The organism is Streptomyces sp. NPDC017056, assembly GCF_044332485.1.
GTDB lineage: Bacteria > Actinomycetota > Actinomycetes > Streptomycetales > Streptomycetaceae > Streptomyces.
On sequence record NZ_JBIRPD010000006.1, the window covers coordinates 219,135 to 230,208 of the forward strand.

9 protein-coding genes are annotated in these 11,074 nt (G+C 71.2%); 5 read left to right on the forward strand and 4 right to left on the reverse strand.

Annotated elements, in window-relative coordinates:
- Positions 1-16: 16 nt before the first annotated feature.
- From ACH4OW_RS13460 to ACH4OW_RS13470, 3 genes are read right to left on the reverse strand one after another with little or no spacing between them, the layout of a single operon-like run.
- Positions 17-892 (reverse strand): sugar phosphate isomerase/epimerase family protein, encoded by an 876-nt coding sequence (locus ACH4OW_RS13460; RefSeq protein WP_398027435.1) that lies wholly within the window; start codon positions 890-892, stop codon positions 17-19.
- Positions 889-2,001: a dihydrodipicolinate synthase family protein gene (locus ACH4OW_RS13465; RefSeq protein ID WP_398027437.1), complete on the reverse strand. Its 1,113-nt coding sequence runs from the start codon at positions 1,999-2,001 to the stop codon at positions 889-891. The genes ACH4OW_RS13460 and ACH4OW_RS13465 overlap by 4 nt, the downstream gene beginning before the upstream one ends.
- Positions 2,001-3,149, reverse strand: coding sequence for a Gfo/Idh/MocA family protein (locus ACH4OW_RS13470; protein ID WP_398027439.1), 1,149 nt, complete (start codon positions 3,147-3,149; stop codon positions 2,001-2,003). Before ACH4OW_RS13470 ends, ACH4OW_RS13465 begins: the two co-directional genes overlap by 1 nt.
- A 199-nt stretch (positions 3,150-3,348) precedes the next feature.
- On the opposite strand from ACH4OW_RS13470, the gene ACH4OW_RS13475 reads away from it, so the two are divergent.
- From ACH4OW_RS13475 to ACH4OW_RS13495, 5 genes are all read left to right on the forward strand, one after another.
- Positions 3,349-4,521 (forward strand): LacI family DNA-binding transcriptional regulator, encoded by a 1,173-nt coding sequence (locus ACH4OW_RS13475; RefSeq protein WP_398027441.1) that lies wholly within the window; start codon positions 3,349-3,351, stop codon positions 4,519-4,521.
- 44 nt (positions 4,522-4,565) lie between these two features.
- Positions 4,566-5,525 (forward strand): GNAT family N-acetyltransferase, encoded by a 960-nt coding sequence (locus tag ACH4OW_RS13480; protein WP_398027443.1) that lies wholly within the window; start codon positions 4,566-4,568, stop codon positions 5,523-5,525.
- Between the two features lie 29 nt (positions 5,526-5,554).
- Complete coding sequence (locus ACH4OW_RS13485; RefSeq protein WP_398027667.1) at positions 5,555-6,364, forward strand: sugar phosphate isomerase/epimerase family protein; 810 nt, start codon at positions 5,555-5,557, stop codon at positions 6,362-6,364.
- A 522-nt stretch (positions 6,365-6,886) separates the two neighbouring features.
- Complete coding sequence (locus ACH4OW_RS13490; protein ID WP_398027445.1) at positions 6,887-8,710, forward strand: glycoside hydrolase family 3 protein; 1,824 nt, start codon at positions 6,887-6,889, stop codon at positions 8,708-8,710.
- Positions 8,711-8,927: 217 nt separating this feature from the next.
- Complete coding sequence (locus ACH4OW_RS13495; RefSeq protein WP_398027447.1) at positions 8,928-9,557, forward strand: hypothetical protein; 630 nt, start codon at positions 8,928-8,930, stop codon at positions 9,555-9,557.
- A gap of 75 nt (positions 9,558-9,632) precedes the next feature.
- Here the strand turns inward: ACH4OW_RS13495 and ACH4OW_RS13500 are convergent, their stop codons facing one another.
- Positions 9,633-11,054, reverse strand: a complete 1,422-nt coding sequence (locus ACH4OW_RS13500; protein WP_360122847.1) for a S28 family serine protease — start codon at positions 11,052-11,054, stop codon at positions 9,633-9,635.
- Positions 11,055-11,074: the final 20 nt, after the last annotated feature.

The window sequence follows — 11,074 nt, forward strand, 5'->3', positions numbered from 1 at the left end:
GTGGGTTATTCCATCGTTACCTGGTGTGCACGAGGTGGGTGGTGAACCGCTCGACCACCTCGGCGAGCACCTGCGCCCCCGGCCGTTCCCAGAGCGCCGGGTTGAAGATCTCGACCTCGACGGGCCCCCGGTAGCCGGCGGCGTCCACTCGCTCGCGGAACCACCGCAGGTCGACCGAACCGTCACCGAGCTGGCCGCGCCCCAACAGCACGCCCGCAGGCAACGGCGTCACCCAATCGGCGAGTTGGAAGGCCGCAATGCGCCCCGCGGTCCCCGCGCGGTCGATCTGCGCGCCAATCGTGTCGTCCCACCACAGGTGGTACGTGTCCACGACCACGCCCACCCGCTCCGCCGGGAACCGTTCGGCGAGGTCCAGAGCCTGGGCGAGGGTGGAGACCACGCAGCGGTCGGCGGCGTACATGGGATGCAGCGGTTCGATCGCGAGCCGCACTCCCGCCCCGGCCGCGTACGGCACCAACTCCCCCAGCGCGTCGGCGACCCGTTCCCGAGCCGCGTGCAGGTCGCGGCTGCCGGGCGGCAGCCCGCCGGAGACCACGACGAGGGTGTCGGTGCCGAGCGCGGCGGCCTCCGCGATGGCGGCCCGGTTGTCGGCCATCGCCTCCGCGCGTGCCTTGGGATCGCGGGCGGTGAAGAAGCCACCACGGCAGAGACTGGTGACGGTCAGCCCGGCGTCCCGTACGAGCCGGGCCGCCGCGGCCACCCCGTACTCCTGCACCGGAGCGCGCCACAGGCCGACGCCACGTACGCCCGCCCGAGCGCAGCCGTCGGCCAGTTCGGGCAGGGACCACTGCTTGACGGTCTCCTGATTGAGGCTGAGCCTGGCGAGCAGGCCGTCCCGCTGCTCCTGCCCGTCTTGCCGGGCGCCGTTCATTCCGTACCTCCGTACACCGAGGTCAGCCGGCGCATGCGGACAGCCGCCAGGTCGGGATCCGGGAAGAGGCCGAGGCCCTCGGCCAGCTCGTACGCCCGCTTCAGGTGGGGCAGCGAGCGCGCCGACTGGAGGCCGCCCACCATCGTGAAGTGCGGCTGATGCCCCGCCAGCCAGGCGAGCAGGACCACTCCGGTCTTGTAGTACCGCGTCGGCGCCTGGAAGAGATGCCGGGACAGCTCGACGGTCGGGTCCAGGAGCTTGCGGAACCCCGCCGTGTCCCCCCTGTCCAGAAGACGTACGGCGTCGGCCGCCAGCGGGGCCAGCGGATCGAAGACGCCCAGCAGCGCGTGGCTGAAGCCGTGTTCGTCCCCGGCGATCAGCTCGGGGTAGTGGAAGTCGTCGCCCGTATAGCAGCGCACGCCGTGCGGAAGGCGGCGGCGCAGTCGGATCTCGCGGCCGGCGTCGAGCAGGGACACCTTCACGCCGTCCACCTTGCCGGGGTGCTCGGCGATGATTTGCAGGAACGTATCGGTGGCAGCGTCCAGGTCCGCGCTGCCCCAGTAACCTTCCAAGGCAGGGGCGAACATCGGCCCCAGCCAGTGCAGAATCACCGGTTCGGCGGCCTGGCGCAGCAGGTGCCCGTAGATCTCCAGGTAGTCGTCCGGGCCCTTGGCTGCCTTCGCGAGCTGCCGGGAAGCCATGACGATGGCCTGGCCGCCGACGCTTTCGACGAGCCCCAGCTGTTCCTCGTAGGCACCCCGAATGGCGGACGGATCGGCTGCGGTCGGGTGCAGTTGGTCCGTGCCGACGCCGCAGGCGATGCGCCCGCCGGTCGCCGCTGCCTCGGCCGCGGAACGGCGGATCAGCTCGGCGGCCGCGGGCCAGTCCAGCCCCATGCCGCGCTGCGCGGTGTCCATCGCCTCGGCGACGCCCAGGCCGTGGGACCACAGGTGGCGGCGGAAGGCGAGGGTGGTGTCCCAGTCGATGGCGGCGGGCCCGTCGGGAGAGGTGTCGGCCAGCGGATCGGCGACCACGTGGGCCGCGGCGAAGACCGTGCGGGAGACGAGCGGGGCGCCGAGGGAGCCGGGGGCGTTCACTCGCTCGTTCATCACCGCAGCTCCGGTACGTCCAGGCGGCGTCCCTCTGCTGACGACCGCGCCCCGAGTTCGGCGAGCTGGACGCCGCGCGCGCCGGCCATCAGGTCCCAGCGCCAGGGCTCGTCCCGTACGACGTGCCGCAGAAACAGCTGCCACTGGGTCTTGAAGCCGTTGTCGAAGTCGGCGTTGTCCGGGACCTCCTGCCACTGGTCGCGGAACGATTCGGCGACCGGGACATCCGGGTTCCAGACGGGTTTGGGCGTTGCGGAACGGTGCTGGACACGGCATCCGCGCAGCCCCGCGACGGCGGAGCCTTCCGTGCCGTCCACCTGGAACTCGACCAGCTCGTCGCGGTGTACCCGCACCGCCCACGAAGAATTGATCTGCGCGACGATGCCGCCCTCCAGCTCGAAGATCCCGTAAGCGGCGTCGTCAGCGGTGGCCTCGTAGGGCTTGCCGTTCTCGTCCCAGCGGCGTGGGATGTGCGTGGTGACCCGCGCCTGGACGGTGCGTACAGGTCCGAAGAGTTCGTGCAGGACGTACTCCCAGTGAGGGAACATGTCGGCCGCGATGCCGCCGCCGTCCTCTGCGCGGTAGTTCCACGACGGCCGCTGTGCCTGCTGCCAGTCGCCTTCGAAGACCCAATAGCCGAACTCCCCGCGTACGGACAGGATGCGGCCGAAGAAGCCGCCCTCGACGAGGCGGCGCAGTTTGAGCAGGCCGGGGAGGAAGAGCTTGTCCTGTACGACGCCGTTCTTGACGCCGGCCGCATCGGCCAGCCGGGCCAGTTCCAGCGCTCCGCCGAAGCTGGTGGCGGTGGGCTTCTCGCAGTACACGTGCTTCCCGGCAGCAATCGCTTTCTGTACGGCCTCCTCGCGGGCGGCGGTGACCTGGGCGTCGAAGTAGATGTCGACGCTGTCGTCCGCGAGCACCGTGTCCAGGTCGGTGCTCCAGTGCTCCAACCCGTGGCGTTCGGCCAGCGGCCGCAGCTTGTGCGCGGAGCGGCCCACGAGGACCGGCTCGGGCCAGAGCACCGTGCCGTCGCCGAGGTCCAGGCCCCCTTGTTCCCGCAGCGCGAGGATCGAGCGGACCAGGTGCTGGCGGTAGCCCATGCGCCCGGTCACGCCGTTCATGGCGATGCGTACGGTCTTACGTGTCACGGTCCGGCCCTTCTGGAGAACTCGGTCCGCGTGGCGGGCGCGTGGCGGCTGCCTGGCGCGCGCGGCAAGCGGCTGACGACGGTGGGCGAGCCGACGGGAGCGCGGAGCAGAAATGCATAGCAAGCGCTTTCCATCGCGGGAGAAGCTAGCCTGCGGCGGAAGTCAGGGACAAGGGGCACGACATGGGGTGGGGCGACCGATGGCAGTGACGCTGGCGGATGTTGCGGCGCGGGCACGGGTGTCGACGGCTACCGTCTCGCGCGTACTGAACGGCAACTACCCGGTCGCCGAGAGCACCCGCGTACGGGTGCTGCGCGCCGTGGCCGACCTGGAGTACGTGGTCAACGGCCCGGCCAGCGCGTTGGCCGCCGCCACCTCCGACCTCGTGGGCATCCTCGTCAACGACATCGCCGACCCGTTCTTCGGGATCATCGCCTCGGCCGTGCAGGCCGAGATGAGCCGAGGGACGGAACGACGGACAGGCGACGTCACGGGCACCCGAACGGGTGACATCGGCACGAGCCGCACGGGCGCCGGTGCCCATACAGATGCCGCAGGCCGCATACCGGCCCGCGGCCACCGTCTCGTGCCGACCGACGAGAAACTGGCAGTCGTCTGCAACACCGGCGGCTCCCCGGAGCGCGAACTCACCTACCTCACCCTGCTTCAGCGCCAACGCGCCGCCGCGGTCGTCATGACCGGCGGCGCGGTGGAGGACCCCGGCCATATGGCGGCCGTGACCGCCGGGCTGGCGCGGCTCGCAGCGGCCGGCACCCGGGTGGTGCTGTGCGGCCGCCCGCCCGTACGGCCGGAGTCAGCCGCGCCCGCTCCCGTCACCCTCGCCTTCGACAACCGCGGCGGCGCCCGGCGGCTGACCGAGCACCTGATCACACTCGGCCACCGGAACATCGGCTACGTCGCCGGGCCGGACGGCCGTACCACCACCCGCCACCGCCTTGAGGGCCACCGTGCCGCCCTCGTCGCGCACGGCGTCCCGGACCCGGCCCATCGCACCGTCCACGGCGCCTACGACCGTGCCGCCGGCTACGACGCCGCGCTGGAACTGCTGCGCAGAGACGCGGCTTTGACGTCCATCGTGGCCGCCAACGACACCGCCGCGCTTGGTGTGTGCGCCGCCCTGCGCGACCGTGGCCTGCGGATACCCGGCGACATCTCCGTGGCGGGCTTCGACGACCTGCCGTTCAGCGCGGACGCTGCCCCGGCGCTCACCACCGTACGGTTGCCGCTGCGGGAAGCCGGCGCGCGGGCGGGTCGGCTGGTGATGGGGCACGAAACACCGCCGCCGGGGGGAGTCGCCACAATTCGCGCCGAGTTGATGGTGCGCGAGTCGACCTCCGTCCCCTACTCTTGACTCAGTCAACCTTGACTGGGTCAACGGTAAGACGGGGGTGTGCCATGACCGGCCATGAGGTCCAGGAGATCCGCAGGTTCAACCGCTTCTACACGAACCTCATAGGCGCACTCGACTACGGCCGCCACCTCTACACCCCGTACACCCTCACCGAGGCCCGGGTCCTGTACGAGATCGCGCACGCCCAGCGGGTGGACGCCGCCGACCTGCGGCTTTCACTCTCCCTCGACGCGGGCTACCTCAGCAGGCTGCTCACCAGGTTCGAGGAGCGCGAACTGATCACGCGCGGCCCCTCGGAGCAGGACGCCCGGCGGCAGCGCATCGCCCTCACCGACCGCGGCCGCGCGACCGCGGACCTCCTGGAGGGCCGCTCCCGCGACTCCGCGGGGACGCTTCTGAACCGCCTCTCCGGCCCCGACCGAACACGCCTCACGGAGTCGATGGCGACCATACGGGAGCTGCTCGGCAAGGCGGGCGAACGGCCGGAGCCGGCGCTTCGCCTGCGCGGGCCGGCCCCCGGTGACCTCGGTTGGATGGTTCAGCGCAACGCCGTCCCGTATGCGCGGGAGTACGGCTTCGACCTCAGCTACGAGGCGCTGGTGGCCCGCATCGTCGCCGAGTACGCCGAGCGCTACGACCCGCGTTGGGACCGCACCTGGATAGCCGAGCTGGACGGCGAACGGGTGGGCGCCGTCATGTGCGTACGGGACGGCCTGGAAGCGGCTCCGGAAGGGGCGGGCGGGGCGCCGCCCCACACCGCCCGGCTGCGGCTGCTCCTCGTCGAACCGGAAGCGCGCGGGCACGGTGCCGGGCGGGCGCTCGTCTCCGCCTGCGTCGACTTCGCCCGCGAGGCCGGATACCGCGAGCTGGTCCTGTGGACGAACTCCGTACTGAGCTCTGCGCGCGTCCTGTACGAGCGCGCGGGCTTCGAGCTGACCGCCGAGAAGCCGCACCACAGCTTCGGCCAAGAGCTTGTGGGTCAGGACTGGCGTTTGCCGCTCTGATTTGTGTTCACATGGATCTCATGAGCGATATGCGATATGCGTTCTCGACTCTCGGAGTGCCCGGGATGCCGGTGGGCGAGGTCGTGCGGCTGGCGGCCGGCGCCGGGTTCGCCGGGGTGGAGCTGCGGGCCCACCCCGAAGAACCGGTACATCCGCGCCTCGGCCTGCAGGAACGAGCCGCGGTGCGCGAGCAGTTCGCCGGAGCCGGGGTGGAGATCCTGGCGGTGTCCGGGTACGCGCGAGTGGCCGCGGCCCATGACGAGCGGGGAGAGGAGGAGCTGGCGGCGGAGCTGACCGAATTGGTCGTGCTCGCTTCGGACCTGGGCGCGAAATTCGTTCGCGTGTTCCCCGGTGGTGGCGACCGGCCCGCCGCAGAGGCCGAGGCGGACGCGGCCCGGCACCTGGCGGCGGTGGCGCCTTTCGCGGCGGAACGGGACGTACGTGTCCTTCTGGAGACCCACGACTCGCACCCTCGCGGCGCCGACGCGGCGCGAGTGCTGGGCCCGGTGGGACACAAGAACATCGGTGCTCTGTGGGACGTGCTCCACCCGTGGCGCGCCGGCGAGACCCCGGTCGACACCTATGCAGCGCTGGCCCCTTACCTCGGCTTCGTCCAGGTCAAGGACGTTGCTTCCGCCGAGGACACCACTCCCCTGCCACTCGGCGAGGGCGCGGTTCCGCTGGCCGACTGCCTCGGCGTGCTCGCCCGCGCCCAGTGGGACGGCTGGCTGTGCTGGGAGTACGAGAAGCGCTGGTATCCACGGGCCGCCGACCTTCCGGCGCTGCTGCATGCGGGGCGCGAGCACCTGGAGCGGCTGGTGGCGTCGGCGACGTCCTGAGTGCGGGCGCTGCGGCACGCGCCCGCACCCGCACCCGCTCACCAGGCGTCGCCGGTGCCTCGCTGCGCCTCCCGTGGACACCTCAGAAACACATCCCCTCACACCCGTACCATTTCCTCTTATTGGGCCGAACCGGGGAACCCGCCAGGCGTGCCGACCGTCTGACCGGTGTGCTGTGTGACCCCGCAGAGCGGTGTCGGCCTCGCTGCTGGCTGCGTTGCTGACCACCCTCTCCGCCGCCTGCGGCCGGCAGCACCCGCCACCGGTGCACCCCCCTCCATCGCGCCGGTGGCGGATCACCGTCGGACCGCCCCGCGGTCGGACCGCCCCGCGCCCGCCTCATCACGCGGCCGCGCATCCGGCCGCCCCGCCTCCGCTCCCTCCGCGCGCGTCGGTCCCCCGACTGGCAGAGCCGCCGAGCATTGACCGGCAAAACTTTTCCGACTATCCGTGACTTCTTGGAAGTTTCCTTCACGCCGCCGGGACTGCTCCCGGCGAGGAAGCCCTCCGGAAGGAGCGCAGATGCACTCCAGACGTACCGTCCTGACCACCGCCGCAGCCGCCGCCTGTGCCATCGGTACGGGCGGCGGCGCCGTTCACGCCGTCACTTCCGGCTCGCGCGCCTCCGGCGCCACCGCTTCCCGCAGCCGCCCGGCCCGGCTGGTCTCCCGCATGAACCTGGAGGAAAAGGTCGGCCAGTTGTTCGTGATGCGGGTCTACGGGCACTCCGCGACCGACCCCGACCCGGCCGACGCCGAGGCCAACCGCAAGGAGATGGGCGTCTCCAACGCGGCCGAACTGATCGCCAAGTACCACCTCGGCGGCATCATCTACTTCGGCTGGGCGCACAACACCCGCGAGCCCCACCAGATCGCCGACCTCTCCAACGGCATCCAGCGGGCCGCCGCCGCGCAGCGCGTACCCGTACCGCTGCTGATCGCCACCGACCAGGAGCACGGGATAGTGGCCCGGATCGGCGCGCCCGCCACGCTCTTCCCCGGCGCGATGGCGATGGGCGCCGGCCGTTCGCGCGACGACGCCCGCACGGCCGGCCGTATCGCGGGCGAGGAGTTGTACGCGATGGGCATCAGGCAGGACTACGCGCCGGTCGCCGACGTGAACGTCAACCCGGCGAACCCGGTGATCGGCGTACGGTCCTTCGGCTCCGACCCGGAAGCGGTGGCGCGGCTGGTCGCCGCCGAGGTGCGGGGGTACCAGAGCGCGCGGGTCGCCGCGACGGCCAAGCACTTCCCCGGGCACGGCGACACCGACACCGACAGCCACGTCGGCCTGCCGTACATCCGGCACACGGCCGAGGAGTGGGAGCGGCTGGACGCGCCGCCGTTCCGGGCGGCCATCGCGGCGGGCATCGATTCGATCATGACGGCGCACATCGTCGTCCCCGCCTTCGACGCGAGTGAGGACCCGGCCACGCTGTCCCGCCCGATCCTGACCGGCATCCTGCGCGAACGCCTCGGCTTCGACGGCGTAGTGGTGACCGACTCGCTCGGCATGCAGGGCGTGCGCGACAAGTACGGCGACGACCGGGTGCCGGTGCTCGCGCTCAAGGCGGGCGTCGACCAGCTGCTCAATCCGCCCGACATCGCCATCGCCTACGCCGGCGTCCTCAAGGCGGTACGGGCGGGCGAGCTGGCCGAGAGCGACATCGACGAGAAGTTGCTGCGCATCCTGCGGCTCAAGGAACGGCGTGGGCTCCTCGACGATCCGTACACGACACACCGTGCGGTCGACCGCACGGTCGGCACGCGACGGCATCTGGCCACCGCGGACCGGATCGCGGACCGCACCACGACGCTCCTCGTCAACGACGGCGGTCTGCTGCCGCTGTCCCGGCGCGCGCAGCGGCGGCTGCTCGTGGCCGGCGCGGACCCGGCGTCGCCGTCCGGGACCGGCGGCCCGCCCACCAAGGTGCTCGCAGAAACCTTCAATCAGCTCGGCTACACGGCCGCCGCGCTGTCCACCGGCACCGCACCCACCCAGGTGCTCATCGACCAGGCGGTGGCGGCGCTCGGCCAGCAGGACGCGGCGGTCGTGGCGACGTACAACGTCACGGCGGCCTCGTCGCAGCGCGCGCTGGTCGAAGCGCTGCTCGCCACCGGCAAGCCGGTCGTGCAGCTGGCCATCCGCAATCCTTACGACATCGCGCGCTTGCCGGGCGTACGGGCATCTGTGGCCGCTTACTCCTGGACGGACGTGGAACTGCGGGCCGCGGTACGGGTGATCGCCGGGCGACGCGATCCGGAGGGAAAGCTGCCGGTTCCGGTGATGCGTGCCGATGCGCCGGACACGGTGCTCTACCCGCTCGGGCACGGTCTCTCGTACTGAGCCACGCAGCGGGCCGAACGTTTCAGCGGGGCTCCGGTCCGGAGCCCCGCATGAATGACGCCGCGCACGCCCGTGCGGCCCCCGTACCGCGAGCCCCGCAGCGGTGCGTACTGCGCGGCCCGTACCCGAAGCGCAATGCGTCCGTTACGCCTGGCGTGGGCCCGAAAGAGCGGGTCACGCTTTGCGTACACGCACCGGGGGACGCAGGGGGGCCGCGATGCGCGGGGTCGGGTGGCACGGCGGCGGGGCCGCGCTGGGCTGCGCGGCGGCCATGCTGCTCCTCCTGGCGCTGCCCGCCTGCCAGCGCGACGGCAGCGGCGCGGCGGCGAACAAGAACGGCGGCCAGAGCGCGTCACCTTCACCCGCCGGCACGTTCCTGGCCCGCGGAACGTGCAGCACCCGCGGGCGCACTGTCTTCTACGAAGTGTCCTGCCGCAGCGAGAAGGCCGCGGCCCAGGTCCTGGCGCGGTACGACGGTCCGCAGTCGCAGGGCCCGCCGTGCCCCGACCGCACGGACTTCGTCCTGCACATCAGCGAAAGCCGCCCGGGTTCCGACGAGAACGGCGACGGTTCGGTGCCGCAGGGCTACGCCTGCATGCGCAACCTGGAACCCCCTCATCCGGGCGACCCGGGTGAGGGTGGCGGCCCGCGCACCATCGTCGGCGACTGCGTCCGCACGCTGCGCAAGGGCCAGGTGAAGGAGACCGCGTGTGACGCGACCGGGTCCCGCGCGCCGCAGTTCAAGGTGACGGCGGCGGTCCGTACCCGTGCCGCCTGCCCGGCCGACACGGCCCTGTACGTACAACTGGGCGGCGGGACACCGATCGGGTGTGCCCGCCGCCTGTGACTCGGCCGGGTTAGAAACGAGGTCCCCCGGCCGGTGCCGGCGGCCCGGGCCGGGCCGCCGGTCAGCCGTCCCGTGTCACGGGCGCAGCATCGACATCTCCGTGACGTCGCGCTTGTCCAGCTTCTTGTCGAACGGGGCCTGCGGAGTGGCCTTGGCGCCCTCCTCGACCTCGACGCCCGCCCAGTCGAGCAGCGCAGCGGTCGCCTTCTTGCGGTCGGCTTCCTTCAGCTTCGCGATGTTCGCGCCGTGGTTGCCGCCGGCGACCTTGAAGACGTACGAGTCCTCGGACCCGGAACCCAGCCGGAACGGCTCGGCGCTCCACGGGTCCCACTCGCCGTTGACGAACATCATGCGCTCGGCGTCGTGCCGGACCCACCGGTCCACGTCGCGCATGACGTTCTTCTGGAAGTGCATCGGGATGTCGCGCGGGACGAACGTGCGCGAGTTGTTGATGCCCGGGTAGCGCAGCAGGTCCTTGAGGTGGTCGTACTTGTAGCCGGGCTCGCCGAGCTGGGTGCCCGCCTGGTAGTAGTACGGCGTGTTGGTCTCAAGGCCCTGGTCGGTGTAGCTGTCGAAGCCGCCGATCTTGTCGATCCACTTCCACAGTTCGTCCGTGGTGGCGGTCTTCTTGGGCACCTCGGCGCAGGCGGTCGCGGCCGGCTGGTACTGCCAGAAGCCGAACACCAGGTCCGTGACGAGGACCTCGTACGCCTTGTCGGCGTTGCCGACGACCTTGAAGGTCTTCTTGTTGTCCTGCGCCCACTTCGTGTAGCGGTTGACCATCTCGCCGCGGCGCAGCAGCGCCTCGCGCTCCAGCGTGGCGAGGTCGGACCGGCACTGTGCCGTACCGACGGTCTTGAAGAACCGGTCGTACGCCGAGTCTTCGTCGTTGTCGACGTCGTTCGGCGCGACGTAGGCGACCGTGCCATCCATGTCGTCGGGGAAGAAGCGGCGGTAGTACGTCGCCGTCATGCCGCCCTTGCTGCCGCCAGTGGAGATCCAGTTCTGGTCGTAGATCCGGTGCAGCGCCTTGAAGATGCGGTGCTGGTCGTTGGCGGCCTGCCGGATGTTGAGCTTGGTCCAGTCGGCGGGCTGCGGCCTCGACGGCGTGAAGAAACGGTACTCCATCGACACCTGGTTGCCGTCGATGATCTGCGTCGGCTCACTGCGCCGCACTTCGGTGCTGACGTTGTAGCCGGAGGTGAAGAAGACCGTGGGCCGGTCGACGGACTTGTGCAGCAGGGTCAGCCGCTGCTGGAAGGTCCCCTTGGAGGGGTGCTGGTGGTCGATCGGCTGCGTGTAGTTCAGGACGAAGAAGCGGTAGCCGTCGGCCGGCTTCTCCTGGACCAGACTCATCCCCGGGATCGCCAGGATCCGGTCCTTGATGTCGGTCGCCTTCGGCTTGGCGGCGGTGGCCGCCGTCGCCGACGCCGTGCCCGCACTCGCCGTGCCTATGAGCACCGCGAGCGACAGCAGGCATCTGATGGCCTTGCGCATTGCACCCTCCCCTTGGGATA

Excerpts from the sequence above, each read along its gene's own strand:
- ACH4OW_RS13460 (WP_398027435.1), bottom strand. The coding sequence starts at position 892 with ATGAACGGCGCCCGGCAAGACGGGCAGGAGCAGCGGGACGGCCTGCTC.
- ACH4OW_RS13465 (WP_398027437.1), bottom strand. The coding sequence starts at position 2,001 with ATGAACGAGCGAGTGAACGCCCCCGGCTCCCTCGGCGCCCCGCTCGTC.
- ACH4OW_RS13475 (WP_398027441.1), top strand. The coding sequence starts at position 3,349 with ATGGCAGTGACGCTGGCGGATGTTGCGGCGCGGGCACGGGTGTCGACG.
- ACH4OW_RS13480 (WP_398027443.1), top strand. The coding sequence starts at position 4,566 with ATGACCGGCCATGAGGTCCAGGAGATCCGCAGGTTCAACCGCTTCTAC.
- ACH4OW_RS13485 (WP_398027667.1), top strand. The coding sequence starts at position 5,555 with ATGCGATATGCGTTCTCGACTCTCGGAGTGCCCGGGATGCCGGTGGGC.
- ACH4OW_RS13490 (WP_398027445.1), top strand. The coding sequence starts at position 6,887 with ATGCACTCCAGACGTACCGTCCTGACCACCGCCGCAGCCGCCGCCTGT.
- ACH4OW_RS13495 (WP_398027447.1), top strand. The coding sequence starts at position 8,928 with ATGCGCGGGGTCGGGTGGCACGGCGGCGGGGCCGCGCTGGGCTGCGCG.
- ACH4OW_RS13500 (WP_360122847.1), bottom strand. The coding sequence starts at position 11,054 with ATGCGCAAGGCCATCAGATGCCTGCTGTCGCTCGCGGTGCTCATAGGC.